This window comes from Actinomadura vinacea (genome assembly GCF_039532545.1).
In the GTDB taxonomy this organism is placed as follows: Bacteria; Actinomycetota; Actinomycetes; order Streptosporangiales; family Streptosporangiaceae; genus Spirillospora; species Spirillospora vinacea.
This window is the reverse complement of sequence record NZ_BAAARW010000046.1, coordinates 83,224-109,041: the sequence shown is the minus strand read 5'-3', so window position 1 is coordinate 109,041 and position 25,818 is coordinate 83,224. Positions and strand designations below refer to the sequence as shown.

Genomic DNA, 25,818 nt, shown 5'->3' with positions numbered 1-25,818 from the left:
TGGAGCGCGCCCAACAACTCCTCAACCAGCAAGGACGCGCACTCAAAGACGCCAACGTCCTCCTGCTCGGCGTCACCTACAAAGCCGACATCGCCGACCAACGCGAATCCCCCGCACGCCCCATCGCCCGCCGCCTCACCCGGCTCGGCGCCCACCTCACCTACCACGACCCCCACGTCACCACCTGGCACGTCGATGACCAGCCGGTCCCCAACGCCGGCGACGACCTGCCCGCCGCACTACAGACAGCCGACCTGGCCATCGTCCTGGCGGGACATCAGGAGTACGCCCCAGAAACGCTCGCCGAGCACGCCTCGCTCCTCTTCGACGCCCGAGGCCACACCCGCGCGACCCACCGCCCCACCATCGAAACCCTCTGACGAGAGCCTGGTCAGCGTTCGGCCGCGAGGGTGACGCCCATGCCGATGAACAGGCTTCCGGTCGCGGCGTCGATCCGGCGGCGCACCGCTTGGCGGCCGCGCAGCCAGCCGCCGATCCGCCCGGCCAGGACGCCGACCGTTCCGTCGGCCAGGAATTCCAGGGCGATCAGGACGCCGCCGAGGACGGCGAACTGCAGCCAGACGGGCCCCGCCATGGGATCGATGAACTGGGGCAGGAAGGCGACCATGAACGTGAACGTCTGCGGGTTGGCCATGGAGGACACCACGCCGTTGAGGAAGGCGCGCCGACCCGACATCCCGCCGGCGGCCGGATCGTCGGCCTGGCCGTTCTTGCGGTGGCGGATCATCTGGACGCCCAGATAGATCAGGTACACCGCGCCGGCGATCCGTATCACCGTGAACACGACCGGGAACGCCGTCAGCAGCACGGCGAGCCCGGCGCCGGCCGCGACGACGTACAACGCGTCACCCGTGATCACGCCGACCGTGGCGAGCAGCCCGGCGCGGGCGCCGCCCCGCACGCCGCACCCGAGCACGAACAGCATGTCGGGCCCCGGAGTGATCAGGGCGACGATGGTGGTCGCCGTGAACACGGCGAGCAGGTGCGGATCGATCGGCATCCGCTGATCTTTTCATGACGAAAGTCAGGGTGGATCGACGACGATCGCGCACTGCCCCCGCCGCCCGTCCCTCCCTACCTTTCCGGGAGACGACGAACGGGGACACTTCATGATCAATCTTTCCGGGTTGACCAAGCGGTACGGCGGCACGACCGTCGTGCACGGGCTGACCCTGACCATCGAACCCGGGCTGGTGACCGGGTTCCTCGGGCCGAACGGCGCGGGCAAGTCGACCACCATGCGCATGATCCTCGGCCTGGACCGTCCCACCGCGGGCACCGCGCTGGTCAAGGGCCGCCGGTACGAGGAGTTCCGGCACCCGCTGCGCGAGATCGGCGCGCTGCTGGACGCCAAGGCGCTGCACCCCGGCCGGAGCGGCCGCGCCCACCTGCTCGCGATGGCGCGCAGCAACGGCATCCCCGCCGCCCGGGTCGAGGAGGTGCTGGCGACCGTCGGGCTCAGCGACGCGGCGCGCAAGCGTGCGGGCGTCTACTCGCTCGGCATGGGCCAGCGGCTCGGCATCGCCGGTGCGCTGCTCGGCGACCCCGGCGTGCTGATGTTCGACGAGCCGGTGAACGGGCTGGACCCCGACGGCGTCCGCTGGGTGCGGGAGCTGATGCGGTCGCTGGCCGCCGAGGGCCGCACGGTTTTCGTCTCCAGCCATCTGATGAGCGAGATGGAGCTGACCGCCGACCGCCTGGTGGTGATCGGCAAGGGCAGGCTGCTCGCCGACGCGCCGATCGCCGACATCCTCGCGGGCGGCTCCACGCACCGGGTGAAGGTCCGCGGCCCGCACCTGCGGGACCTGGCCGCCCACCTCGCCGCGGAGGGCGCGACCGCCGAGCCGACCGCGCCCGGCGAACTGCTGGTCACGGGGGCACGGGCGGAGGCCGTCGGTGAGCTGGCGCATCGCCTCGGCGTCCCGCTGCACGAGCTCAGCCCGCAGGACACCACCCTCGAACAGGCCTACATGGAGCTGACCGCCGACAGCGTCGAGTACGCCGCGCCGCACCCGGAGGCCGTCCGATGACCGCCGTCGCAAGTAGGGGCGGTGGCCTGCGCGGCGCCGTCGCCGCCGAGTGGACCAAGGCGTGGACGGTGCGCAGCACCTGGTGGAGCCTGCTCGCGGGCGCGGGGCTGATGGGGCTGGGAGCCGTCCAGTTCTCCATCTTCGCCACCAACGCCAACGGCAACGACGACCCGTCCGACGACAAGGGCGTCGTCGCGGTCGGGGAGATCGCCGTGGCGGCCGTCGACGTCGTCCAGTTCGCGCTGATCGGGCTGGCCATGCTGCTGATCACCGCGGAGTACTCCGGCGGCGCCATCCGCACCGCCCTCCAGTGGGTGCCGCGGCGCGGCGTCCTGCTGCTGGCCAAGACGGCGGTCGCGGCCGTCATCGGGGGAGCGGCCGGAGTCCTGCTGGCTGTGCTCGGCTCGGCCGTCGCCACCCCGATGCTGGGCCGCTGGGCGGGCTTCGAGGCGTCCGGCTGGTTCGGCGACGTCCTCGCCATCGGCTGCTACCTGTCGCTGATGAGCGTGTTCGCGCTCGGGCTCGGCACTCTGCTGCGCAGCGCCGCCGGCACCCTGATCGCGATCTTCCTGATCGTCATGTTGGTGCCCGCGCTGCTGCAGGCCAGCGACATCACCGCGGTCGAACGGATCGCGGACTACCTGCCCGGCATCGCCGGGGCGGCGTTCATGCGCGGCGAGTCCGAGGCGTACGAGCCCGTCCTCGGCCTGCTGATCGTCGCGGCCTGGGCGGCCGCCGCGGTCGTCGCCGGGTATGCGGTGCTGCGCCGCCGCGACGCCTGAAAGGGGGAGAGGCAGGAGGCCGACGGCCTCCTGCCTCTCAGCGCCGACCCGAGGGTCAGCGCTTGCCCTTGTGGTTGTGGTGGTGCTTGTTCTCGGTCTTGATCTCGATGTCGTTGGCCTCGTCGTTGTCGCGGATCACGGCCTGGGAGCCGCCGCACTCGGCGCCGTCCTTCTGGACCGCCAGGATCGGGATGTTGCAGAGCACGTTGAGCTCCAGCACCTTCTCCTGGTTGATCTCGAAGTCGTCGTCGTTCGCCAGAGCGGGCGACGCCGCCATCAGGACGCCGCCAAGGGCGGCGGTCACGACACCGGCCGCGGCCAGTCGCTTCATCATTCGAGTCTCCTAGCCTCTGTGGAGAGTGCTTCGGGTGCGCCTACGTTGATGTAGTGCACGGTTAGTAATAACACGCCGTCCCGCATTTCATGCACGCCGGAGCGGTCAAAATCGTGACCTTGACCAGATCATTGCCGCGCACTACCTGTGCTTGATCAACAACCTTTTTCGTGCCGTTCTTCTTCGGGCCAAAGTGAAAGGCAAGGAGCCGGTCGGCTCCTTGCCTTTCGGTCAAGCGCTCCAGGTCAGCGGTGACCGCCACCGTGGATCTTGATGTCGTTCGCCTCGTCGTCGTCCCGGATGACCGCGTTGGAACCGCCGCACTCGGCGCCCTTCTGGATGGCCAGGATCGGGATGTTGCAGAGCAGGTTGAGCTCCAGCACCTTCTCCTGGTTGATCTCGAAGTCATCGTCGTTCGCCATGGCGGGCGTGGCCGCCATCAGGACGCCGCCCAGGGCGGCGGTCACGACACCGGCTGCAGCCAGTCGCTTCATCATATGAGCCTCCTAAGCTCATCCGCGGAGAGTTCTCTTCGCACCTACGTGAAGCAGTGCATGGCTATGAATAGCACGCAGGGCGGGGGTTCATGCATGCACGGGTGGCCAAATTGCCAGGCTTGATCTGAATATTGCTTAACATTGATCGCTGCTCGCACGATCACCCACGGACATTTACCTGATGAACGCCAGGTCAGATTTGCCGTCCATTTCATGGGAGGCCCCGCAAGCGCCCGTGCATAACACCAGAAAGCCCCCATTTGCCCGTATCCAGAAAACGGGCGAACAGGGGCATTCATTCGGCACGCCGACACGTCCACTCTCACAAGGGCGAGTTCAGAGACCACGCCGCCCGATCACAAGGACGGCCCCGACCAACTCAGCCCGTGGGGAGGGACTTGATGATGTCGAGCAGGTTGTCCAGGACGCGACGGTCCATGGTGAGGACGGGGCCGGCGGGGTTCTTGCTGTCGCGGACGCCGATGCCGTCCGCCAGCCGTGCCATCTCCACACAGTCGGTGGCTCCGCCGCCGCCGCCGCTGTGGCTGCTCTTGCGCCATGTCGTCATGAGCTTTTGGCCATCCTTGTCAGGAGATCGCGAGTCTGGTCCTCGTTCAGGGTGCGGGCGGCGATCCGATCGAATCGGATGGCCACGTTCGTCGCTTCGTGCTTGTCGTCGATGATGCTCCCGATGTTCAGGGTTGTCCCGGCGAACGCCGCCACGTGATGACCTGGCAGATCGAAGTACCAGAAGGAACCGTCCACGCCGATGTGCGGTGCGGCGTCCATCGGGAGCACGCGAAGAGATACGTCCGGGAGCAGGCTGAGCTCCACCAGGTGTTCGTACGCGGCCTGCATGACCTCTGGCGGCCCCATGGGGCGCAGAGCGGCCTCGTCGAGGACGGCCCAGATCAGGGCCGGCTTGGGGCGGCGCTGGAGGATGGCCTTTTGCAGGTCCATCCGGCTGACGACGGCGGCCTCGAGATCATCGACCAGTCCGGCGGCATATCCGGCGCCGAGCAGACCCCTCCCGTAGTCCTCCGTCTGGAACGGGAGGGGGATGAGGTGGTTGTAGAAGATCTTGAGTTGATCCGCTTCCCGCTGGTAGCGATCGAGGCGCCTTCTCCAGTCGGGGTCGTAGATGAGCTTGGCGAAGCGGCGGAGGCGGGCGAAGAGGCCGCCGGTGTCCCAGGCGCGGTCCAGGCGGACGGCCTGGATGTGGGTCATCTTGTTGCGGCCGGCCTCCATGTTCGAAACCGCGTGTTTGTTGACGCCCATGATCTCGCCGGTGGCGGCCTGGGAGAGGCCGCGCCTCTGGCGTTCGTAACGCAGGTGGAAGGCGAGGGCGTGCCACAGGGATTCGTCCGGGTCGAGGGTGTCCGCGGCGGTCATCGGTTGCTCCCGGGGGGTTCAAGTTTCCGTTTGAATCTTCCATGTCACTCACAGTGAGGTCATTGTTACACCAGGACAACTCGTTCGGAGACGGGAACGGGCGAGGAGGGCGAGCGCCGCCGTGGATGAGGAGATGGCTCGGGTGGACCTGGAAGACGACCTGGGGGTGGCCGGCCGCGTGAGCGGGTGGATGGTGATCGGCTCCATCACGCTCGCCGCCGTGCCGGAGAGCGTCGCGGAGGCCAGGGAGTTCGCCTCCGGGGTGCTGGGGGACGGGGAGCGGGCCGACACGGCCGAGCTGCTGATCTCCGAGGCGTGCACCAACAGCGTCGTCCACTCCGAATCCCGGTTCGGGGGCAAGTTCACGCTGACGCTGTTCGCCGCCGGCGGGGTGCTGCGCTGCGAGGTGGTGGACGAGGGCGGGCCGACCGTGCCGACCCGGCGGGACGGTGCCGAGCTGCGCGACAGCGGCTACGGCGTGATGCTGATCGAGACGCTGGCCGACCGCGCCGGGTACTTCACCGAGTGCGGGCGGCTGCACACCTGGTTCGAGTTCGGTCAGGGCGTCAGCAGGTAGAGGCGCAGTTCGCCGCAGCGGGTCAGGGTGCCGCCGGGAGCCTCGACGGGGGCGCGGTCGGCCGCGTCCACGTCGAGGCGGCGCAGCAGCGCGCCCGTCACGTGCCGGGCGGAGCGGGAGATCACGACCCTGCCCTGGGCGTTCAGCAGGATCGCGCCGCGCGGGAGCAGGGGCAGGACGGCCTTCTCCACCCGCCGCAGGTACAGGTCCGCCCCGGTGATCCCCAGGAACTCCTCGCCGTCCAGGACGGGCGTGGACATCGTCAGGGTGTACTGGTCGGTGCCGTGGTGGTCGACGTACGGGCCGTGCACGTTGGGGCCGCGGGTGCGCCGCGGGACGGTGAACCATGGCCGCTCGGTGTAGTCGTAGAAACCGCGGCTGGCCGGGTCGAGGTCGACGACCAGGCGCTCGGGGGCGTCGCCGGACTCCCACCACTCCAGCCACAGCGGTGCGTCCGCCAGGACGTCGGGTGCGGCGACGAAGCCGGTGCCGGTGACCAGCGGGGCGTGCCCGCGCAGGATCCCGAGGATCTCCAGGCGGAGCGGGGCCAGTTCCGCGAGCGCGGGACGGGCTTCCCGGGCGGCCGCCGCGCGGATGAGGTCGGTCACCCGCGCGCTGAGCCCCTCGATGGAGCGCAGCACGGCGTCGAAGACCCGGCCGACGGTGTGTGCGGGGGCGTCGGTTTCGTGCACGGGGTACATGTTCCTATATTTCGCGTCCTGCGATCCCCTACTGCTCGGTATCCACCGGGGCCACAAGCCCCAGGTGAAGTTCCACCAACCGTTCGATGGCCTCGTCGACGTGGCGGCGGGCGAGCCGGGCGGCGCGTTCGCCGTCCTCGGCGGCGATGGCGGCGACGATCTCGCGGTGCTGCCGGTCCAGTTGCTGCTGGGTGTGCGCGTCGGCGCCGGGCAGCCACAGCAGCGGGCCGATCTCGGTCTGCATCCGGATCTCCTCGCGGGTGAGCCGGGCGGACTGGGCGGCCGCGGCCACCTCGACGTGGAAGCGGCCGTCGGTGTGGTGCCGGCGTTCGATGCCGGCGGCGTCCGCGAACGCCGCGGCGGCCTCGCCGAGCCGGTCCAGGTCGTCGGGGGAGGCGCGGTCGGCGGCCAGCAGCGCGGCGCCGGCGGCCAGCGCGGAGTAGTGGTCGCCGAGGTCGCGCAGGTCGGCGACGGTGAGGTCGCGCAGCCGGCGGCGCAGATGCCCGGCGGTCTGCTCCTGCTCGGGGGTGCGCACGAAGCTGCCGCCGCCGCGGCCGCGCCGGGTGACGATGAGGCCCTGCTCGCGCAGTTCGCTGAGCGCCTCCCGGACCGTCACCGTCGCGACGCCCAGCATGGCGGCCAGCTCCGGCTCGCTGGGCAGCTGCTCGCCGTCGGCCAGCAGGCCCAGCGAGATGGCGTCGGCCAGCCGGCGGCTGATCGTCTCCGCCCGGCCGAGGTTCTCCAGGGGCGCGAAGACGGCGAGCCGGGCGGTCGCGGACGCGTCCGGTGCGGGCATCGTTCTCCCTCCACGTGCTCGGGCGAAGCGATCTCGCCGGGCCCCTTGCCATAAAATATCTGGCGCCATATCTTTTCGGCCTGAGGGTACCCGGGGCTCTCAGCAGTGGCATCGCCGACCGTCAGTTTCGCAGGCCGGATTCCGGGCCACCGGGCCGTCCGGCCTACATCGACCGTCCGCCGCGTGGCCGTCGGGGTTCCGCCCTCCCTGTCGGCACGCGCAACCCGCCGCCGATAAGGGAGGACCCTGGTGTCCACCACAAGCGAAGCCGCCGCCGACGACGCGCGGCTGGCCGCCCTCGGGTACGAGTCGCACTTCAAGCGCGACATGAGCCTGTGGGCCAACTTCTCGCTCGGCTTCACCTACCTTTCCCCGGTCGTCGGCGTGTACGCGCTGTTCGCCTTCTCGCTGGCCACCGCGGGCCCGCCGATGATCTGGGCGTTCGTCATCGCCGGGATCGGCCAGCTGCTGGTCGCGCTGGTGTTCGGCGAGATCGTCTCGCAGTACCCGGTCAGCGGCGGCATCTACCCGTGGGCGCGGCGGCTGTGGGGCCGCCGGTGGGCCTGGATGAGCGGCTGGATCTACCTGTTCGCGCTGCTGACCACGATCGCCAGCGTCACCTACAGCGCCGGGCCGTACGCGGCCGCGCTGCTCGGGTACCGGCCGACCGTCACCACCACGATCGTGTGCGCGCTGGTCGTGCTGGCGGTCGCCACCGTGATCAACCTGTCCGGCACCCGCTGGCTGGCACTGGCCGCGATCATCGGCTTCGCCGCCGAGCTGCTGGGCGCGCTCGCCGTCGGGGTCTGGCTGCTGGCGACCGAGCGGCACCACGGCCTCGGGGTCTTCTTCGACGGTCAGGGCACCGGCGCGGGCGGCTCGTACGCGGCGGCGTTCCTGGCCGCCTCGCTGATCGGCATCTTCCAGTTCTTCGGCTTCGAGGCGTGCGGCGACGTGGCCGAGGAGGTCCGCGACCCGGCCCGCCGGATCCCGCGCGCCATGCGGATGACGATCTACGTCGGCGGGGCCGCCGCCACCTTCGTCACCCTCGCCCTGGTGCTGTCGGTCGCCGACTTCGGCGCGGTCATCTCCGAGCGCGACACCGACCCGGTGACCACCGCGCTGACCGCGGCGTTCGGCTCCGGCGCGGTCAAGGTGATCCTCGGCATCGTGCTGATCTCGTTCGTGTCGTGCGCGATGAGCCTGCAGGCCGCGGCCAGCCGGCTGACCTACGCCTACGCCCGGGACGACATGATCGTCGGCAGTCGGGTGCTGGCCCGGTTCTCGGCCGCGCGGCACGTCCCGCCGTACGCGCTGCTGCTGGCCGCCGTGCTGCCCGCGCTGCTGGTGATCGGCTCCAAGGTCTCCGCGGACGCGCTCACCAAGATCATCTCGTTCGCGTCGCTGGGCATCTACCTGGCCTTCCAGATGATCGTGCTGGCCGCGCTGCGGGCCCGGCTGCGCGGCTGGAAGCCCGCGGGCCCGTTCACCCTGGGCCGCTGGGGCGCGGCGGTCAACGTCGCCGCGCTGGTGTACGGCGTCGCCGCGATCGTCAACATGTCCTGGCCGCGGACGCCGGAGGCGCCCTGGTACGACGACTACATCGTCCCGCTCTCCGGCACGGTCGTGATCGTCCTGGGCCTGGTGTACATGGCCGTCACCCGCCACTACGGCCGCGGCGACGCGCCCGCCGGTGACGCGATCCCCGCCTCGCCCCGCAAGATTCCCGCCGACTCCCTCGCGACCCCCTAGGAGGAGGCCATGCGCGAGACCTACTTCAACATCGCCGACCCCGCCTTCTCCGTCCAGTCGGACGAGGTGCGCCGGGCCCGCGAGGACGGCTGGTACGCCCGCACCAACTACGGCATCGCCGTCCTGCGGTACGACGAGGTCAGCCGGCTCCTCAAGCACCCCAAACTGCGCCAGGGCAGCGTCAAGTGGCCCGAGCACCACGGCATCACCGCGGGCCCGTTCGCCGAGTGGTGGTCCAACTGGGTGCTCAACAAGGAGGGCGAGGACCACCACCGGCTGCGCCGCCTGATGAACCCCGCGTTCTCCCGCCGCCTGATCAGCGGGCTGGTACCGCGGTTCCGGGCGCTGGCCGAAGAGCTGATCGACTCCTTCGCCGAGCCGGACCGGTGCGAGTTCGTCACCGAGTTCGCCGAGCCGTACGCCGCCCGGGTCATCGCGATCATGCTCGGGCTGCCCGAACCGGAATGGCCGGTCATCGCCCGCGACTCCGCCGCGATCGGGCTGGTCATGGGCGTCACCATCGCCGCCGACCTGCCGAGGATCGAGGCCGCGCTGGACAGCCTGTACGGCTACGTGGACGAGCTGATCGACGACCGGCTGCGGGAACCGCGCGACGACTTCGTCACCCGGCTCGTCCAGGCCGAACGCGACCGGGACCGGCTCAGCCGCGCCGAGCTGCGCGACTCGATGATCCTGCTGATCTTCGGTGGGTTCGACACCACCCGCAACCAGCTCGGCCTGGCCATGCAGACGTTCATGCGGCATCCCGGCCAGTGGGCGCTGCTCGGCGAGCGTCCCGAACTGGGCGGCGCCGCGGTCGAGGAGGTCATGCGGGTCAACCCGACCACGACCTGGGTGACCCGGGAGGCCCTGGAGGACTTCACCTTCCAGGGCCTGGACATCGCCGGCGGCACCACCGTGCACCTGTTCACCGAGTCCGCGGGGACCGACCCGCGCGCCGTCCCGGACGAGTCGTTCGACATCACCGCCGAGCGTCCCCCGCACTTCGGGTTCGGCGGCGGCGCCCACCACTGCCTCGGCCACTTCGTCGCCCGCTGCGACATGAGCGAGGCGCTCCCGCTGCTGGCCCGCCGGATGCGCGACCCGCGCCCCGGCGGCGAGGTCCGCTCCCTGCCGCTCAGCGGCAACACCGGCCCGATCACCCTGCCCATCGCGTTCACCCCGCCCCGCCAGAAGGAGCTCCCCGCATGAAGGTCGCCGTCGACCTGGACGTATGCCAGGACCACGGTCAGTGCGCCATCGCCGCACCTGACGTCTTCCAGATCAACGAGGACGGCAAGCTGGAGTACGACGGCTCGCCGGGTGATTCGCTGCGCGACGACGTCGAGGACGCCGTCGACGTGTGCCCCGTCCAGGCGATCCTGATCGAAGGCTGAGATGGCCGGACATGTCGTAGTCGTCGGGGCCGGGATGGCGGGGCTGCGCACCGCCGAGCAGCTGCGGGCGGCCGGATGGGACCGGGCGATCACCGTCGTGGGGGCGGAGGACCACCTCCCCTACAACCGGCCGCCGCTGTCGAAGGAACTGCTCGCGGGCGGGATCGGGCGGGGCGGGGTGGCCGAGGCGCACGCCGCGACGGTGTTCCGGCGCCGCAAGAGCGTCGAGGACGTCACCTGGCGGCTCGGCACCCCGGTCGCGCAGGCCGCGCTGGGCGCCCGCACGCTGACGCTGGCCGACGGCACCGACCTCGCCTACGACGGGCTGGTGGTGGCCAGCGGGCTGCGGCCGCGGCGCGCGGTCATCCCCGGGCCCGAGTTCGGCCGGCACGTGCTGCGCACCCTGGACGACGCGCTCGCGCTGCGCGAACTGCTGGTCCCCGGCCGCGCCGTGGTCGTCGTCGGGGGCGGGTTCATCGGCTGCGAGGTCGCCGCCACCGCCCGGCTCGCCGGCTGCGAGGTCACCGTCGTCGAACCGTGCCACGAACCGATGGAACGCGCCCTCGGCCCCGAGCTGGGACGCGTGCTCCGGCTGCTCCACCAGGACCGGGGCGTCCGGTTCATCACCGGCCGGATCGTCTCCGAGCTGCTGTCGGACGGGCCGTGCGAGCGGGTCGCCGCCGCCGTCCTCGACGACGGGACCACCGTCCCCGCCGACCTGGTGATCGAGTCGATCGGATCCCGTCCCAACGTCGAATGGCTGCAGGGCAACGGGCTCGACCTGCACGACGGCGCGCTCTGCGACAACCAGCTGAGGGTGGAGGGGCTGCCCGGCGTGGTCGCCGTGGGCGACGTCGCGCGCTTCCCCAACCCGCGCTACGACGACGTCCCGCGGCGGGTCGAGCACTGGTGCGTCCCCAACGACACGGCCAGGCGCGCGGCGGCGACGCTGGCCTCGCACCTCGGCGTCCGGCCGCAGGACGACAGCCGGTTCACCCCGCTGCCGTCGTTCTGGAGCGACCAGTACGGCGTGCGCGTGCAGGGCTACGGCGCTCCCGGGCTCGGCACCCGCTGCGAGCTGCTCGACGGCGGCCTCGACCATCCGCGGGCGCTGACCGGCGGCGTCGCGATGGCCTACTACCGCGACCGGCAGATGGTCGGGGTCGTGCTCGTCGGCATACCCGCCTCCGAGCACCGCCGCTACCGCGAGCTGGTGACCGGTGCCCTCACCCCGGCCTGACCCCCACAACCCCTCAGGGAAGGTTTCCCGATGCCCACCAAGACGGCTCTCGACGAGCACAAGGAAAGCAACGCCGACGACGCCGCGATACGCGAGCTGACCGCGCGGGTCGAGGAGGCCGGGGTCGAGTTCGTCTACTACCAGACCGTGTCGCTGACCGGGCGGGTCGTGGGCAAGGTCGTCCCGGCCCGGCACCTGCGCCGCAACCTCGAACGCGGCGTCAACCTGCACCGCACCGCGATGTCCGACCTCCAGGTCGACCGGTTCGGCGCGCTGCTCGGCGGCGGCACCGAGGCCGCCGAGTTCACCGCGATGCCCGACCCCGAGACCTTCGTCGTGCTGCCGTGGGACACCACCGTCGGCCGGTTCTTCTGCCGGGTGTACGAGCCGGGCCACCGTCCCGGGGTCGGCGGCCGGCCGCTGGCCACCGACGCGCGCTCCAACCTGCGGCGCGTGCACGCGGCGTTCGCCGAGGCGACCGGGCTGCGGCTGCGCAGCGGCTGCGAACCGGAGATGACCTGGACGGGCCCCGGCCTGGAGGTGCACGTCAAGCCCGGGTCGAGCCCGTCGTACCACGTCGACAGCCTGGAGGTGATGCGCCCGGTCTTCCAGCGGGTGATCCGGTACGCGCAGGCGCTGGGCCTGGACATGATCGAGGGCGACTACGAGGACCCGGGGCAGCTGGAGCTGAACTGGATGTTCGACGACGCCGACACGACCGCCGACCGCCTCGTCACGTACCGGCAGATCTGCCGGCAGGTGGCGCGGGAGCTGGGCGTCACCGCCAGCTTCATGCCCAAGCCGAAGGCGGGCGTCATGGGCAACGGCTGCCACCACAACCTCAGCCTGTGGCGCGGCCGAGGGGACGACGCCGTGAACGTGCTGGCCGATCCGGAGGTGACGGAGATGCACCTCACGGACATGGGCAAGCACGCCGTCGGCGGGATCCTGAGCCACTCCGCCGGGATGATGGCGCTGCTGGGGCCCACGGTGAACTCCTACAAGCGCTACTGGGACGCGGGCCAGTTCGCCCCGTCCCAGATCAACTGGGGCATGGACAACAAGACGTGCACGGTGCGGCTGTCGGCCAACGGGCGGCTGGAGTGCAAGCTGCCCGACGCGAGCGTCAACCCCTACCTCTCGCACGCCGCGCTGATCTCCGCGATCAAGGACGGCCTCGACCACGCCATCGACCCCGGCCCGCCGCAGTCCGGCAGCAGCTACGACTCGGCCCCGTCGAAATTCGAGCCCCTCCCGCTCACGCTCACCGACGCGCTCGACGCCTTCGAGGCGGACGCGGTCGTCCGCTCGACCTTCCCGGACGAGATGGCCGACCTCTACCTGGCGCTCAAACGGGACGAATGGGCCCGCTTCTGCGGCCACATCACCGACTGGGAGTACGAGATGTACACCGAGCACCTGCCGTGACGAACGCCGCGCCGCTGCGCCTGGCCTGCATCGACGCCGAGGCGCCGCCGCTGTTCTCGCGCAGCCCGGACGGGACGGCCCGGCACGGCTACGAGCCCGACGCGGCCGCGCTGGTCGCCGAGGTGCTGGGCCGCCCGCTGGAATGGGTGTTCACGCCGTGGGCCCGGTTCGTCCCGGCGCTGGACGCGCACGAGGTCGACGCGGTCTGGTGCGGCCAGGGCATCACCGAGTCCCGGCTCCGCCAGGTCGACTTCACCCGCCCGTACGCGATCTTCAACGAGTCGGTGCTGGTGCGGCGCGGCGCCGGGGTCACCGGGCCGGACGGCCTGCGCGGGCGGCGGGTGGCGGCGATCGAGGGCAGCACGAACATGGCGCTGGCCGAGACGTTCGACGGCGCGGTCACCGTCGCCTTCGGCGGCGAGACCGACGACGTCTTCGGCGACATGCTGGCCGCCCTCCGCGCCGGCGAGGTGGACGCGGTGGTGGACGACGACGTGGTGTTCGTCCCGCTGGCCGAGGATCCCGACTTCGAGGTGGCCTTCACCGTCCCGACGGGCAACCGGTGGGGCGTGGCCGTGGCCAAGGACCGTCCCGGACTCCTGGCCGAACTGGACCGCGCCCTGGCCGCCGTCATCGCCGACGGCCGCCTGGAGAACGCGTGGCGGGCCTGGATGCCCGCCCTGCCCTTCCCCTTGGACACCGCCTGAACGATCAGAGGGGAACGATCAGATCTGCCCTTCGGGCTTCTTCGGGATCGTGGCCGAGATCGCCTGGCCCAGCTCGATCAGCACGTCCCCGGGCGGGCTGTACTTGGCCGGGACGGTCACTTCGACATACGCCTGCCGGGACACCGCCGTGAACGTGACCGGCCGTCCCTCGGGCTGCCCGAACCAGTCGACCCCGTTCACCGTGACAAGCTGGGACGCGGGTTGCAGCGCCGCAGGCCGCGGCACCCCGCAGCGCAGCGCGATCGCCGGCGACCCCCACGCGGCGGTGAGCGGCGACTCGGGGGAGGTGTCGCGGCGCGGCTGCCCGTGCACCCGCTCCGGCAGCCGCAGCCCGGCGCACAGCCGCGTTCCCGCCGCGTCCGGGGACGGCACCGGCACCCGCACCGCGCCGTCGCCGCACCCCGCCAGCAGGGCGCCGGGAAGGAGCACGGCCAGGACAGGAAGCAGCAACCGGGAACGCACAGGGAGAAAATGCTCAGATGTGGACGATAGGGCAGGTGAGCGTGCGGGTGATCCCTTCGACCGCCTGGATCTGCGCCACGACGAGCTTGCCCAGCTCGTCGACATTGCGCGCCTCCGCTCGGACGATCACGTCATAGGGTCCCGTCACGTCCTCCGCCAGGGTGACGCCCGGGATACCGGCGATCTCGCCGGCCACCTCGGCCGCCTTGCCCACTTCGGTCTGGATGAGGATGTAGGCCTGCACCATCACGTCCTCCCCGGGCGGAGAAAAAGCCGTCGGACGGTCACCGTATCGTGTTACGGATCCCGGCGGGCGCCGGGGGCGGGCCGGACGCACGGCCGCGGCGGGCGATCCGCCCGGCACGGCGGCGGATCCGGCGAATCAGGCGGCGACCAGGACAGGGGCGGATGAGCAGCATCGGGGAACTGGGCGAGTTCGGGCTGATCACCCGGTTGACCGACCGCCTTCCGCAGGGCCCGGCGGTGGAGCTGGGCCCGGGCGACGACGCGGCGGTGGCGCGGGCGCCCGACGGCCGGGTGGTGGCCACCACCGACCTGCTCGTCGAAGGGCGCCACTTCCGCCGCGACTGGTCCGGCCCGTACGAGATCGGCTGCAAGGCCGCCGCGCAGAACCTCGCCGACGTCGTCGCCATGGGCGCGCGGCCCACGGTCCTGCTCGTCGGGCTGGCCGTGCCGCCCGCCACGCCCGTGGAATGGGCCGAGCAGCTCTACGCGGGGCTGAGCGAGGAGTGCGCGCTGACCGGTGCCAGCGTGGCGGGCGGCGACGTGGTGGCCGCCCCACTGATCACTCTGGCGGTCACCGCGCTCGGCGACCTGGGCGGCGAGCCGCCGCTCACCCGCGCGGGCGCCCGGCCCGGCGACCTGGTCGCGGTGCGGGGACGGCTCGGCCACTCCGCGGCCGGCCTGGAACTGCTCGAGAGCGGCCGCACCGAGCCCGCCGAGCTGATCGAGGCGCACCGGCGGCCGCGGCCCCCGTACGCCGCCGGGGCCGAGGCGCGGGCGATGGGCGCCACCGCCCTCCTGGACGTCAGCGACGGCCTTCTTCAGGATCTGGGCCACATCGCCAAGGCAGGCGGTGTACGCATAGAGGTGGACACCGCCCGGGTTCCCGTGGCGGCGGTGCTCGGCCCGGGTGGTCTTCGCCACGTCCTCACCGGCGGTGAGGACCACGGCTTCGCCGCCACCGTCCCGGCCGCGGCCGCGGTGCCGCCGTCCTGGACGGTCATCGGCACGGTCACGGAGGGTGCGGGCGTGCTGGTCGACGGGCGTGCCTACCAGGGCACGGGGTGGGATCACTTCCGCGACTGAAAGGGGACCCGGCGGTGAGGAACCGGTGCCGGAGCGGCCGGCCCGCTGCGCATCCCTTTGCCGGTCTGGTAGGCATGCTTGGTGCGGTTTTGGTATACATCCTGTGATCGAAGAGGGATGGGATGGGACGACACACCAGGCTTGACCGAAGCGAGGACGGGTTCCCCCCGGACGAGGCGGAACCTCCCCCCGGACCTCCCCCCGGCTTCATGGGCCCTCCCGACCAGGGCCCTCCCGACCCGGCCCGCTCCGCCCGGGACTCGCCGGGCCGCTCCCCGATGCGGCTGCTGTCCACGCTCCCGATGCCGCTGCTGCCGATCGTCGCGCTGGTCCTCGCGGTCGGAGTGGTGTCGTACGCGCTGAGCACCCAGCAGATCTCTCTCAACTTCGCCGGCGGCGCCCCGAAGGAGCCGACCAACCAGGCCCGCGAGGGCCAGGTCTCCCAGCGCGGCCCCGGCGACCGGGCCAGCCGCGGCGCCAAGCGGACCGACGGCATGGTCGTCGACTTCAACATGGTGAGCCGCTCGTCCACCGGCTTCCGGTTCACCGCGACCATCGCCAACCGCGGGCAGCGGCCGGTGCCGAAGTGGGCGATGGCGTTCCGCATCCCCAACGCCACGATCCTGTCCGCCACCGGCGCCACCGTGGTCCGCACCGGCGAGCTCGGCTGGGTCCGCAGCCGCACCGGCGCACCCGCCCTCCAGCCCGGCCAGTCGGTGAAGGTCGCCTTCGTCGCACGCGGCGTCGCGGGAGGCCCGTCCTCCTGCAAGATGAACAGCCAGCCCTGCGCGCGGGTGTGACCCTTCCCCCGGTCCGGCCCGTTCCGTCCTAAGGTGGCGCCATGACCGCCATGACGCAGCGACCCGCGCAGGCCCCGCCCCTCGTGCTGACCATCGCCGGCTCCGACTCCGGCGGCGGTGCCGGGATCCAGGCGGACCTGAAGACCATGCTCGCCCACGGCGTCCACGGGATGAGCGTCGTCGCGGCGGTCACCGCGCAGAACTCCCTCGGCGTCCAGGGCTACTGGGAACTGCCCCCCGAGGCGGTCCGCGCCCAGCTCGACTCCGTCCTGTCCGACATCGGCGTGCACGCGGTCAAGACCGGCATGCTGGCGTCCGGCACGCTGGTCGAGACCGTCGCCGAGGTGCTGGCCGGGGTCACCGCGCCGGTCGTGGTCGACCCGGTCGGCGTCTCCAAGCACGGCGACACCCTGCTGGCCGAGGAGGCGGTGGACGCGGTCCGCCACGCGCTGCTGCCCACCGCGACCGTGGTCACCCCCAACCTGTGGGAGGTCGAGCAGCTCACCGGCGTCAAGGTGGTGGACGAGGCGGGCTTGCGCGAGGCGGCCGAGGCGGTCCTGGCGCTCGGCCCCCGGTGGGCGCTGATCAAGGGCGGGCACCTGCCGGGCGAGCCCGCCGACCTGCTGTTCGACGGCGAGCGCGAGCACCGCTTCACCGCGCCCCGGCACGACAACCGGCACACCCACGGCACCGGATGCACGCTGGCGTCCGCGATCGCCTCGCGCCTGGCGTTCGGCGACGACGTGCCCACCGCCGTCGGCAAGGCCAAGGAGTACGTCACGGGCGCGATCGCCGCGGGCTTCCCGCTGGGCGCCGGAATCGGCCCGGTCGACCACAACTGGCGCCACCGCGCCTCCTGACCGCCTGCGGGCACGCAGAAAGCCGGCCCATCGGAGACACTCCGATGAGCCGGCCGGAAAGCCTGATCAAACGGTGCTGATCAAACGGTGGGCTTGACGACCTTGCCCGCCTTGATGCACGAGGTGCAGGCGTTGATCCGCTTGGTGCCGCCGTTCACGACGGCGCGCACGCGCTGGATGTTGGGGTTCCAGCGGCGCGGGGTGCGGCGGTGCGAGTGGGAGACGCGCATGCCGAAACCGGGTCCCTTGCCGCAGACGTCGCAGACGGAAGCCACGGGTAACTCCAAGTGGTGTCGATGCTCTGAACCGGAGCGACCCGCGGTGCCGAGACGGGCACTGGGGGTGCGCAAAAGGCGTTCCGGAAGAAACGCAAGACCCAGATTAGCCCACCGCTCGTTCTCTAGGCGAATCGGCTCGCACTTGCAACCCCCCGCGCGCACCCCTTCCGCGGCGTCCCGGCCTGCCGGTTCCCCTGGGACCGCTCCGCGCGGTACAGAGGTACCCGCGGAAGGCGGCGGCGCGGGATCGGCGAGCGGAGCTGGATGTGGGCGAGGTCCTCGACGGGGCGGCGGTACGGCGGTGGAGCAGGCTCGCGGCGGAGGCGCTCGGCCGCACCCGGGCGGAGATCGACGCGCTCAACGTGTTCCCCGTACCCGACGGCGACACCGGCACCAACCTGCATCTCACCGTCCTCGCGGCGGCCGACGCGGTGGCCGCCCTGCCCGCGGCCGCCGGGACGGAGGAGACCTGGCGGGCGCTGACCCAGGGGGCCCTCGTGGGCGCCCGCGGCAACTCCGGGGTGATCCTCAGCCAGTTCTTCCGCGGGCTCGCCGAGACCGTCGGCCGCTCCGGGGCGGCGGCGGACGGCGTGGCGTTCGCCGAGGCCCTCGGTTACGCCTCCGTCCTGGCCGGGAACGCGGTGGAACGTCCGGTCGAGGGCACGATCCTCACCGTCCTGGAGGCGGCCGCCGGGGCGACCGCGGAGACGGATCCGCCGGAGAGCGGCGGGAAGGGCCCGGCAGAGGTGGCCCGGGCCGCGGCGTCCGCGGCACGGCAGGCACTGCGCCGCACCACCGGCCAGCTGGAGGTGCTGGCGCGCAGCGGCGTCGTGGACGCGGGTGCCGCGGGCCTGTGCGTGGTGCTGGACGCCCTGGCCGCCGTCCTCACCGAGGAATACCCGGAGCGGTACGAGGTGCCCGCGCGGACGGCGGGCGAGGCGCCGGCCCGGGACCGGCGGGCCAGGGCCGAGCCCGCGGGCCCCGGCTACGAGGTCATGTACCTGCTGGACGCCCGCGACGAGTCCGTCCCCGGCCTGCGCGAGGTCCTGGACGGCCTCGGCGACTCGCTCGTCGTGGTCGGCGGGGACGGCCTGTGGAACGTGCACGTCCACGTCGACGACGCCGGGGCGGCCATCGAGGCGGGGCTGGAGGCGGGCCGCCCGCACCGCATCCGGGTGACCTACCTGCACGCGGCCGGGAGCGGGCAGCGGCCGCAGCCGCCCTGCGCGGGCCGCGCGGTGGTGGCGGTCACGGCCGCGGACGGGCTGGCCGCGCTGTTCGAGGGCGCCGGCGCCCACGTCGTGCGGCACGAGCCCGGCCGCGTGCCGCCGCCGGCCGTGCTGGCCGAGGCGATCCTGGCCGCCGGGGACGAGGTGGCCGTGCTGCCGAACGGGCCCGAGGCGGTCGCGGTCGCGGCGGCGGCGGCCGAGCGGGCCCGCGACACCGGGGCGAGCGTCGCCGTGCTGCCGACCCGGGCGTCGGTGCAGGGCCTGGCCGCGCTGGCGGTGCACGATCCGCTGCGCCGGTTCGGCGAGGACGTGATCGCGATGACCCGGGCCGCGGGCGCCACCCGCTCCGGGCATCTGGAGGTGGCCGCGGAGGAGGCCGTCACCAGCGTCGGGCTGTGCCGCCAGGGCGACGTCCTGGGGCTGATCGAAGGCGATGTCGCCGTGATCGGCGCGCGTCCCGGCGAGGTGGCCCGGCAGCTCCTGGACCGGATGCTGTCGGGCGGCGGCGAGCTGGTGACGCTGATCTCGGGCGCGTACGCGCCCGCCGGCCTCGCCGGCGAGCTGGAGGGGCACCTGCGCGGGCGGCACCCGGACGTGGAGGTCGGCGTGTACGACGGCGGCCAGGTCCGTTACCCGCTCCTCATCGGCGTCGAATGACCGGACCCGCGCATAGGGTCGGTGGCGCGCGGTAGAAAGGGCGACGTGGCGAAACTCGACGAGCCGTTGCACAAGGTGCTGGGGGACAGGACCGCCAAGGTGCTGGCCAAGGGGCTCGACCTGCACACGGTCGGCGACCTGCTGCACCACTACCCGCGCCGGTACGCGCACCGGGGCGAGCTGACCCCGCTGAGCGAGCTGGCGGACGGCGAGCACGTCACGGTCATGGCCGAGGTGGTCAAGGTGCAGGGCCGCACGCTCAGCCGCAGCCCGGGCTACGTCCTGGAGATCACCGTCACCGACGGAACCGGCGAGCTGAAGCTCAGCTTCTTCGGGCGCAAGGGCTCCTACCGGCCGGAGAAGGACCTGTCACCGGGCACCCGCGGCCTGTTCGCGGGCAAGATCAGCACCTATCGGCCGCGCAGCGGCCGGGGGCAGCGGCAGCTCGCCCACCCGCAGTACAAGGTCGTCCCGGACCGGGCGGGCCAGGAGGCCGCGCAGGAGTGGGCCGACGAGATCATCCCGATCTACCCGTCCACCAAGGGCCTGGACATCGAGACGATCGGCAAGTCGGTCGGCCTCGTCCTGGACGGCCTGGAGCCGGGCGCCGACCCGATGCCGGAGCCGACCCTCCGCAGGCACGGCTTCATCGGGCTGCGCGAGGCGTACGAAGGCATCCACCGTCCCGCGTCGTGGGAGGAGCTGGGCCGCGCCCGCAAGCGCCTGAAGTGGGACGAGGCGTTCGTGCTGCAGGTCGCGCTGGCGCAGCGGCGGAGGGCCGCCGCCGCGTTGCCGGCCAAGGCCCGCCCCCTGGTCGAGGGCGGCCTGCTCGACGGCTTCGACGCCCGGCTGCCGTTCGACCTGACCTCGGGCCAGCGCGAGGTCGGCCGCGAGATCGCCGGCGACCTCGCCCTGGAACACCCCATGCACCGCCTCCTCCAGGGCGACGTCGGGGCCGGTAAAACGGTGGTCGCGTTGCGGGCGATGCTGCAGGTGGTCGACGGGGGCGGGCAGGCGGCGCTGCTGGCGCCGACCGAGGTGCTCGCCCAGCAGCACTACCGTTCGATCACCGGGATGCTCGGCGAGCTGGCCCAGGCCGGGCAGCTCGGCGGCGCCGACAACGCGACCCGGGTGGTCCTGCTCACCGGCTCGCAGGGGGCGAAGGCGCGCAAGGCGACGCTGCTGGAGGCCGCGTCCGGGGCGGCCGGGATCGTGGTCGGCACGCACGCGCTGCTCGAAGACCACGTCCAGTTCGCCGACCTCGGCCTGGTCGTGGTGGACGAGCAGCACCGGTTCGGCGTGGAGCAGCGCGACGCGCTGCGCGAGAAGGTGGCGGGCGGGCGGCCGCACGTGCTGGTCATGACCGCCACGCCCATCCCGCGCACGGTCGCGATGACCGTCTTCGGCGACCTGGAGACCTCGGTGCTGGGCCAGCTGCCGGCCGGGCGCGCGGAGATCAGCACGCATGTGGTGCCGCCGGAGAAGCCCGCCTTCCTGGCCCGCACCTGGGAGCGGATCAAGGAGGAGGCCGGGCGGGGCCGGCAGGTCTACATCGTGTGCCCGCGGATCGGCGAGCAGGAGGGCGACGAGGGCGACGTGCGCGAGCCGTCCGACGACGGCGACCGGCGCTCCCCGCTGGGGATCATGGAGCTGCTGCCGCGCCTGGAGGAGCTGCTGGCGGGCCTGCGGCTCGGGGTGCTGCACGGCAAGCTGCACCCGGACGAGAAGGACGCGGTGATGCGCCGGTTCGCGGCGGGCGAGCTGGACGTCCTGCTGGCCACCACGGTGATCGAGGTCGGGGTGGACGTGCCCAACGCCACCGCGATGGTGATCATGGACGCGGACCGGTTCGGGGTCTCGCAGCTCCACCAGCTGCGCGGCCGGGTCGGCCGGGGCACGCTGCCGGGGCTGTGCCTGCTGGTCACCGACGCCGAGCCGGCGAGCAAGGCGCGCGAGCGGCTGGACGCGGTCGCCTCGACCACCGACGGCTTCAAGCTGTCCCGGCTCGACCTGGAGCAGCGCCGGGAGGGGGATGTGCTCGGGGCGAGCCAGGCGGGCCGCTCGTCCAGCCTGCGGCTGCTGACGCTGCAGCGGGACGAGGACGTGATCCGGCAGGCCCGGGACGAGGCCACCGCGCTGGTCGAGGCCGACCCCGACCTGGCCGGCCACCCGGGGCTGGCGGCCGAGCTGGCCGCACTGCTCGACGAGGAACGCACAGGTTTCCTGGAAAAGACCTGAACGCCTCCTCGCCGAGACCCAATAGTGATCTCCATCGCACATTCGGGCCGGCGGACGCGGTGCCGTGCCGCGTTCGCGCTGGCCGTCCGGCCGCCGGCCGCCGTGCCGCGCGCCCGCGGCGTGCACGTGCGGCGCGGGGCCGTTCAGTCGCTGGAACAATGGACTCCGGAATCGGGACGCCCTGAGCGGCGCCGCCGATCCAGACGCGGGCGGGACGTTCCGGGGTGGGGGCGTCCCGCCCGTCTTCCTTTTCGCCGCATTCCTTCTCCGTATTCGCGGCGGTACGATCCGCAAGGATTCGCCAGAACCCGGTAGTCGATCACAGACATCTAACGAGATACGAGCAGGATGGGCCACCGGGGGCCGCTCCGGGTACAGGTCTCATGGCGGGTCCGCAGCGCGACGGAGGAATTCGATGACGGCCGTTAGCCCCCTGCTGCCGAACGACCCGGCCGGGCTGGGGCCGTACGAGCTCGCGGGACGGCTGGGCGAGGGCGGCCAGAGCATCGTCTTCCTGGGACGCGGCGAGAACGGCCGCGAGGTGGCGATCAAGCTGCTGCGCGCCGGGCTCAGCCAGAACCCCGAGTGGCGGGCGCGGTTCGAGCGGGAGCTGCAACTGATCGGCCGGGTCGCCGGATTCTGCACCGCCCAGGTCGTCGACCACGACGTGCTGGGCGAGCTGCCCTACGTGGTCAGCGAGTACGTGCCGGGTCCCTCGCTGACCGAGCTGGTCACCGGCACCGGGCCGCGGATCGGCACCGACCTGGACCGGCTGGCGATCGGCACCGTCACCGCGCTGGCGGCCATCCACCGCGCCGGGATCCTGCACCGCGACTTCAAGCCGGCCAACGTGCTGATGGGCCCGGACGGCCCGCGCGTGATCGACTTCGGGATCGCGCGGGTGCTGGGCACCGCGGCAGCCAGGGGCAGCGGCGTGGTCGGCACCCCCTCGTACATGGCGCCCGAGCAGGTCAACGACACCGAGCTGGGCACGGCCGTCGACATGTTCGCCTGGGCGTCGACCATGCTGTTCGCGGCGACGGGGCGGCATTCGTTCGGCAACGACACCATCTCCGCCGTCTTCCACCGGATCCTGCACTACGAGCCCGATCTGTCCCCGCTGCCCGACACGCTGCGCGCGATCGTGGCGGCGTGCCTGGCCAAGGACCCGGCGCGGCGGCCCGAAGCGCAGCAGGTGCTGCTCGATCTGCTCGGCCGCCAGGAGACCGTGTCGGCCGAGCCCGAGGGCGCGCTGACCACCGGCGCCTCGTTCGCCGGGGCGGTCGGCCCGGCCACCGGTCCCGGCCTGCCCGGCCTGCCCGGCGTCGGCGGCTCGGGCGGCCACGGGGGCGGCTCCGGCGGAGGACACGGCGCGGGGCACGGTGTTCCCGGTCCCGGGCACCCCGGCACGCATCCGCCGTCCCAGACCATCCCGCCCGGCTCGCGGGGCGGACGGTGGCGGATCGCCGCCGCGGTCGCGGTGCCCGTACTGCTGCTCGGCGCGGGCGGCACCGCCTACGCGCTGATGTCGGGCGACGGGGGCGACCCGCCGCCGAAGCCGCGGCCGCCGGCCGACACCCCGGCCCCGCCGGGCGAGACGACCGCCGCGCTCGGCGCCGCGGGCGAATCGCTGAAGGCGGTGCTCAGCTTCGACTACCGCCGCATCGACCAGGACGTGGCCGGCGCGCATGCCCGCGCCACCCAGCGCTACCGCGCCGAGTACGACCGGCAGCTGGCCGCCGACAACTGGCGGGTCCGGCTGCGCGACAACAGGAGCACGGTCGGCACCGAGGTCGCCGACTCGGCCGTGGTGGCGGCCGCGCCGAACACCGTCACCGTGCTGTCGTACGTCGTGCGGACGGTCAGTTCGGCGAACGCACGGCCCAGCCTGCTCAACGACCCCATGCGGGTGACCATGGTCAGGCAGGGCGGCTCCTGGCTGCTGGACACCCTCTACACGCTGAAGGCCGACTCCGTCCCGGCGCTGACCTCGGACGGCGCCGCCGCGGGCGGCTGGCCGGGCGCGCAGGGGCGGGCGGTGCTCGACGCGGTGGCCCGCGACAAGGCGGTCACGTCGGGCACCCTGGTCGAGTCGGCGCTGCGTCCGGGCGGCTCCGCCGGGGAGCTGAACGCCCTGGTGACGGTAGGTGAGTGCGCCAAGGGCGCGTGCAAGGCCACCGACAAGGTCGCCGTGTACCGGATGGTCGCGCAACGGCGCTCCGATGGCGCCTGGCAGGTCGCCAAGACCCAACGCCTCTGACCGCCCCGCAGGGCCGTCGAGCTCGTCCTGCCCTCGAACACCGTGCCCTCGAACACCGTGCCCTCGAACACCGTGCCCTCGAACACGGAGACGGGGCGCTCCCGTGGGAGCGCCCCGTCGTACAGGCGTGCCGTCAGTCCTCCTGCGCCTTGCGGCGGCGGGTGGAGGCGACCGCGACGCCGCCGGCCGCCACGGCGGTCAGGCCGAGCAGCGCGAGCGGGATGCCGTCGGCGCCCGTGATGGGCAGGCCCTTCGGCGGCGCGGGCGCGATCCCGGCCGCGGTGGCCCCCGGCTCCATGCCCGCCACCGGCAGGTCCGGCAGCAGCGGCGAGGACGGCGGGAGGTCGGGCAGCTCGGGCGACGGACCCGGGGGAGCGGGCGACGGCGGGCCCGGCGGTGTCGGCGCGGGCGGGCTGGGCGGCGTCGGCGCGGGCGGCGACGGGGGGCTGGGCGGGGTGGGAGCCTCCGCGCAGCCCGCGGCGCCGACGCACACGTCCACCGAACCGGACGCGTCGACCCCGGCGGGCGTCGCGGACAGCGCACCGTGGGCGCCCATGCCCAGGCCCGTGTCGCCGAGCGTGGCGCCGATCTGCACCCCGCCGTCGGCCTCCGGGTCGCCGATGGAGATGTCCTCGGCGGAGAGCTTGCCGTCGGTCTCCAGCTTGAGGCCGACCGGGCCGAGCAGGGTGTTGAGCCCCACGTCCGCGGCCAGCCTGCCGGAGGCGGTCTGCTTCTTCAGGTCCAGGTCGGGCGTGATCTCGACGCCGAGGCGGCCGGGAGCCGCCTTGCCCGCGCCCTCGGCTCCCTTCTTCGCCTTCCCGGCGGCCTTGCCGGGATTGGCGGTCGCGGCGCCCTTGCCGCCGGACGTGCTCTTGGGCGCGGCCGCCTTGCGGACGGACCTGGTCTTGGCGGGGGACGTGGAAGAGGGCCGGGAAGCGGCGGGCGGCGCGGGACGCGACGTCTGCTTCGCTCCGGACGCCTGCGAACCGCCGCCGCCCGTGAGCGCGCCGGTCAGCCCGCCGACGGTGCCGGTGAGCGAACCGGTCAGGTCGGCCAGGGGGGAGCCGGATCCGGTGGAACCGCCGGTGCCGGCATGGCCGACCCCGCTCATGGCCACCAGACCCAGAACCGTCGCGCCCGCCGTCACCGCCAGTCTTCTACCGTGGTGCACGAGGTACTCCTGGGGGGTATCGTAACAGCGACAACCTGCGTTCAGGCTTGCACGCGACGTAGCCGATGTGAACAGCGGCCGCCGCATTTGGGCGTAGATTCACAACGTGCCGGCCGGCCGGCTGTGCGATATCTTGCGCGATCGCCTCGTGACGACCGTGCGCCCCGCGGTCGGCGGCGCCCCGATACTTGAGGAATGACCAGGGTCATCGCGGGAAGCGCGGGCGGGCGGCGGCTGGCCGTCCCGCCGGGACGCGACACCCGCCCCACCAGCGACCGCGCCCGCGAGGGCCTGTTCTCCACCGTGCTGTCGCTGCTGGGCCCGCTCGACGGGCTGCGCGTCGCCGACCTGTACGCCGGTTCGGGTGCGGTCGGGCTGGAGGCGCTGTCGCGCGGGGCGGCGCACGCCCTGCTGGTGGAGTCGCACCCGCGCGCCCTCAAGGTCATCAAGGAGAACGTCCGGTCGCTCGGCCTCCCCGGCGCGCAACCCCGCGCCGACAAGGTGGAGCGGCTCGTCCGCGGCGGGCCGGCCGAACCCTACGACCTGATCTTCGCCGATCCGCCCTACGCGCTGGACGACGCGGCCGTCACCGCGCTGCTGGAGTCGCTGCGCGACCACGGCTGGGCGGCGCCCGGCGCCCTCGTCGTCGTCGAGCGCGCCGCGCGCGGGGCGGCGCTGCGCTGGCCCGCGGGCTACGCCGCCGAACGCGACCGCCGCTACGGCGAGGCCGTCTTCTGGTACGGCCGCGCCGCCGGCCCGGAGCCGGGCTGACCGAACCGCCTTCGGTCGGAAGCGAGGCCGGTGCCGAACCGCTCTGGGACGGTTTGGTACGGTCGCGCCGCAGGCCCCGACCTGCACG

At 72.8% G+C, this 25,818-nt stretch carries 29 protein-coding genes; 17 read left to right on the top strand and 12 right to left on the bottom strand.

What is annotated here, in order from left to right; genetic code table 11:
• Nucleotides 1-380: UDP binding domain-containing protein (locus ABD340_RS45700; RefSeq protein WP_344598188.1), on the top strand; the 380-nt coding region annotated here is incomplete at its 5' end.
• An 11-nt stretch (nt 381-391) separates the two neighbouring features.
• Here the strand turns inward: ABD340_RS45700 and ABD340_RS45695 are convergent.
• Nucleotides 392-1,021 carry a LysE family translocator gene (locus ABD340_RS45695; protein ID WP_344598187.1) on the bottom strand — a complete coding sequence of 210 codons (630 nt, stop codon included), beginning with the start codon at nt 1,019-1,021 and terminating at the stop codon, nt 392-394.
• Between the two features lie 109 nt (nt 1,022-1,130).
• Between ABD340_RS45695 and ABD340_RS45690 the strand changes: the two genes are divergently transcribed.
• Nucleotides 1,131-2,051 (top strand): ATP-binding cassette domain-containing protein, encoded by a 921-nt coding sequence (locus ABD340_RS45690; RefSeq protein WP_344598185.1) that lies wholly within the window; start codon nt 1,131-1,133, stop codon nt 2,049-2,051.
• Nucleotides 2,048-2,833: a hypothetical protein gene (locus ABD340_RS45685; protein ID WP_344598183.1), complete on the top strand. Its 786-nt coding sequence runs from the start codon at nt 2,048-2,050 to the stop codon at nt 2,831-2,833. Before ABD340_RS45690 ends, ABD340_RS45685 begins: the two co-directional genes overlap by 4 nt.
• Before the next feature lie 55 nt (nt 2,834-2,888).
• Here the strand turns inward: ABD340_RS45685 and ABD340_RS45680 are convergent, their stop codons facing one another.
• The 5 genes from ABD340_RS45680 to ABD340_RS45660 form a co-directional block, all read right to left on the bottom strand.
• Entirely contained in the window at nt 2,889-3,167 is a 279-nt protein-coding gene (locus ABD340_RS45680) for a hypothetical protein (protein ID WP_344598182.1), read from the bottom strand.
• A gap of 61 nt (nt 3,168-3,228) precedes the next feature.
• Nucleotides 3,229-3,429 (bottom strand): hypothetical protein, encoded by a 201-nt coding sequence (locus tag ABD340_RS45675; protein WP_344598180.1) that lies wholly within the window; start codon nt 3,427-3,429, stop codon nt 3,229-3,231.
• Nucleotides 3,413-3,664 carry a hypothetical protein gene (locus ABD340_RS45670; protein WP_344598178.1) on the bottom strand — a complete coding sequence of 84 codons (252 nt, stop codon included), beginning with the start codon at nt 3,662-3,664 and terminating at the stop codon, nt 3,413-3,415. The genes ABD340_RS45675 and ABD340_RS45670 overlap by 17 nt, the downstream gene beginning before the upstream one ends.
• Nucleotides 3,665-4,043: 379 nt before the next feature.
• The gene (locus ABD340_RS45665; RefSeq protein ID WP_344598176.1) at nt 4,044-4,232 is read right to left on the bottom strand and encodes a DUF397 domain-containing protein; all 189 of its coding nucleotides are present in this window, start codon (nt 4,230-4,232) and stop codon (nt 4,044-4,046) included.
• A complete protein-coding gene (locus ABD340_RS45660) occupies nt 4,229-5,056 on the bottom strand; it encodes a helix-turn-helix domain-containing protein (RefSeq protein ID WP_344598175.1) in 828 nt (275 codons plus the stop codon). The genes ABD340_RS45665 and ABD340_RS45660 overlap by 4 nt, the downstream gene beginning before the upstream one ends.
• A gap of 142 nt (nt 5,057-5,198) precedes the next feature.
• On the opposite strand from ABD340_RS45660, the gene ABD340_RS45655 reads away from it, so the two are divergent.
• Nucleotides 5,199-5,633 (top strand): ATP-binding protein, encoded by a 435-nt coding sequence (locus ABD340_RS45655; protein ID WP_344598173.1) that lies wholly within the window; start codon nt 5,199-5,201, stop codon nt 5,631-5,633.
• On the opposite strand, the gene ABD340_RS45650 is transcribed toward ABD340_RS45655, so the two are convergent.
• Nucleotides 5,615-6,325 (bottom strand): cache domain-containing protein, encoded by a 711-nt coding sequence (locus tag ABD340_RS45650; RefSeq protein ID WP_344598172.1) that lies wholly within the window; start codon nt 6,323-6,325, stop codon nt 5,615-5,617. The genes ABD340_RS45655 and ABD340_RS45650 overlap by 19 nt on opposite strands.
• A 37-nt stretch (nt 6,326-6,362) precedes the next feature.
• On the bottom strand, nt 6,363-7,130 hold the full coding sequence (locus tag ABD340_RS45645; RefSeq protein ID WP_344598170.1) for a FadR/GntR family transcriptional regulator: 768 nt from the start codon (nt 7,128-7,130) through the stop codon (nt 6,363-6,365).
• A gap of 249 nt (nt 7,131-7,379) precedes the next feature.
• Here ABD340_RS45645 and ABD340_RS45640 point away from each other — a divergent pair, with 249 nt between their 5' ends.
• Genes ABD340_RS45640 through ABD340_RS45615 form a run of 6 tightly spaced genes read left to right on the top strand, consistent with a single transcriptional unit; the run spans nt 7,380 to nt 13,654 of the window.
• On the top strand, nt 7,380-8,882 hold the full coding sequence (locus ABD340_RS45640) for an APC family permease (protein ID WP_344598168.1): 1,503 nt from the start codon (nt 7,380-7,382) through the stop codon (nt 8,880-8,882).
• Nucleotides 8,883-8,891: 9 nt separating this feature from the next.
• Nucleotides 8,892-10,094: a cytochrome P450 gene (locus tag ABD340_RS45635; protein WP_344598166.1), complete on the top strand. Its 1,203-nt coding sequence runs from the start codon at nt 8,892-8,894 to the stop codon at nt 10,092-10,094.
• A complete protein-coding gene (locus ABD340_RS45630; RefSeq protein ID WP_344598165.1) occupies nt 10,091-10,279 on the top strand; it encodes a ferredoxin in 189 nt (62 codons plus the stop codon). The genes ABD340_RS45635 and ABD340_RS45630 overlap by 4 nt, the downstream gene beginning before the upstream one ends.
• A gap of 1 nt (nt 10,280) precedes the next feature.
• A complete protein-coding gene (locus ABD340_RS45625; protein WP_344598163.1) occupies nt 10,281-11,519 on the top strand; it encodes an NAD(P)/FAD-dependent oxidoreductase in 1,239 nt (412 codons plus the stop codon).
• 30 nt (nt 11,520-11,549) lie between these two features.
• Nucleotides 11,550-12,947, top strand: coding sequence for a glutamine synthetase family protein (locus ABD340_RS45620; RefSeq protein ID WP_344598161.1), 1,398 nt, complete (start codon nt 11,550-11,552; stop codon nt 12,945-12,947).
• The gene (locus ABD340_RS45615) at nt 12,944-13,654 is read left to right on the top strand and encodes a substrate-binding periplasmic protein (protein WP_344598159.1); all 711 of its coding nucleotides are present in this window, start codon (nt 12,944-12,946) and stop codon (nt 13,652-13,654) included. The genes ABD340_RS45620 and ABD340_RS45615 overlap by 4 nt, the downstream gene beginning before the upstream one ends.
• 18 nt (nt 13,655-13,672) lie before the next feature.
• Here ABD340_RS45615 and ABD340_RS45610 read toward each other — a convergent pair whose 3' ends face one another.
• Together ABD340_RS45610 and ABD340_RS45605 are read right to left on the bottom strand one after the other, a co-directional pair.
• A complete protein-coding gene (locus ABD340_RS45610; RefSeq protein ID WP_344598157.1) occupies nt 13,673-14,137 on the bottom strand; it encodes a DUF3515 domain-containing protein in 465 nt (154 codons plus the stop codon).
• A 13-nt stretch (nt 14,138-14,150) separates the two neighbouring features.
• Nucleotides 14,151-14,384, bottom strand: coding sequence for an Lrp/AsnC family transcriptional regulator (locus tag ABD340_RS45605; RefSeq protein WP_131758312.1), 234 nt, complete (start codon nt 14,382-14,384; stop codon nt 14,151-14,153).
• Between the two features lie 161 nt (nt 14,385-14,545).
• Between ABD340_RS45605 and ABD340_RS45600 the strand changes: the two genes are divergently transcribed.
• From ABD340_RS45600 to thiD, 3 genes are all read left to right on the top strand, one after another.
• On the top strand, nt 14,546-15,466 hold the full coding sequence (locus ABD340_RS45600; RefSeq protein ID WP_344598154.1) for a thiamine-phosphate kinase: 921 nt from the start codon (nt 14,546-14,548) through the stop codon (nt 15,464-15,466).
• A gap of 209 nt (nt 15,467-15,675) precedes the next feature.
• The gene (locus ABD340_RS45595; RefSeq protein WP_344598152.1) at nt 15,676-16,266 is read left to right on the top strand and encodes a cellulose binding domain-containing protein; all 591 of its coding nucleotides are present in this window, start codon (nt 15,676-15,678) and stop codon (nt 16,264-16,266) included.
• 41 nt (nt 16,267-16,307) lie between these two features.
• Nucleotides 16,308-17,126, top strand: coding sequence for a bifunctional hydroxymethylpyrimidine kinase/phosphomethylpyrimidine kinase (gene thiD / locus ABD340_RS45590; RefSeq protein WP_344598150.1), 819 nt, complete (start codon nt 16,308-16,310; stop codon nt 17,124-17,126).
• An 80-nt stretch (nt 17,127-17,206) separates the two neighbouring features.
• On the opposite strand, the gene rpmB is transcribed toward thiD, so the two are convergent.
• Nucleotides 17,207-17,401 (bottom strand): 50S ribosomal protein L28, encoded by a 195-nt coding sequence (gene rpmB, locus ABD340_RS45585; protein ID WP_026341916.1) that lies wholly within the window; start codon nt 17,399-17,401, stop codon nt 17,207-17,209.
• 269 nt (nt 17,402-17,670) lie between these two features.
• Between rpmB and ABD340_RS45580 the strand changes: the two genes are divergently transcribed.
• The 3 genes from ABD340_RS45580 to ABD340_RS45570 all read left to right on the top strand — a co-directional run bounded on the left by ABD340_RS45580 (nt 17,671) and on the right by ABD340_RS45570 (nt 23,788).
• Nucleotides 17,671-19,290, top strand: coding sequence for a DAK2 domain-containing protein (locus ABD340_RS45580; RefSeq protein ID WP_344598146.1), 1,620 nt, complete (start codon nt 17,671-17,673; stop codon nt 19,288-19,290).
• Nucleotides 19,291-19,335: 45 nt separating this feature from the next.
• The gene (gene recG, locus ABD340_RS45575) at nt 19,336-21,528 is read left to right on the top strand and encodes an ATP-dependent DNA helicase RecG (protein ID WP_344598145.1); all 2,193 of its coding nucleotides are present in this window, start codon (nt 19,336-19,338) and stop codon (nt 21,526-21,528) included.
• 415 nt (nt 21,529-21,943) lie between these two features.
• Nucleotides 21,944-23,788 (top strand): serine/threonine-protein kinase, encoded by a 1,845-nt coding sequence (locus ABD340_RS45570; protein ID WP_344598143.1) that lies wholly within the window; start codon nt 21,944-21,946, stop codon nt 23,786-23,788.
• A gap of 133 nt (nt 23,789-23,921) precedes the next feature.
• On the opposite strand, the gene ABD340_RS45565 is transcribed toward ABD340_RS45570, so the two are convergent.
• Nucleotides 23,922-24,959 carry a hypothetical protein gene (locus tag ABD340_RS45565; RefSeq protein WP_344598141.1) on the bottom strand — a complete coding sequence of 346 codons (1,038 nt, stop codon included), beginning with the start codon at nt 24,957-24,959 and terminating at the stop codon, nt 23,922-23,924.
• A gap of 195 nt (nt 24,960-25,154) precedes the next feature.
• On the opposite strand from ABD340_RS45565, the gene rsmD reads away from it, so the two are divergent.
• The gene (gene rsmD, locus ABD340_RS45560) at nt 25,155-25,730 is read left to right on the top strand and encodes a 16S rRNA (guanine(966)-N(2))-methyltransferase RsmD (protein ID WP_344598139.1); all 576 of its coding nucleotides are present in this window, start codon (nt 25,155-25,157) and stop codon (nt 25,728-25,730) included.
• The last annotated feature ends 88 nt before the right edge of the window (nt 25,731-25,818 follow it).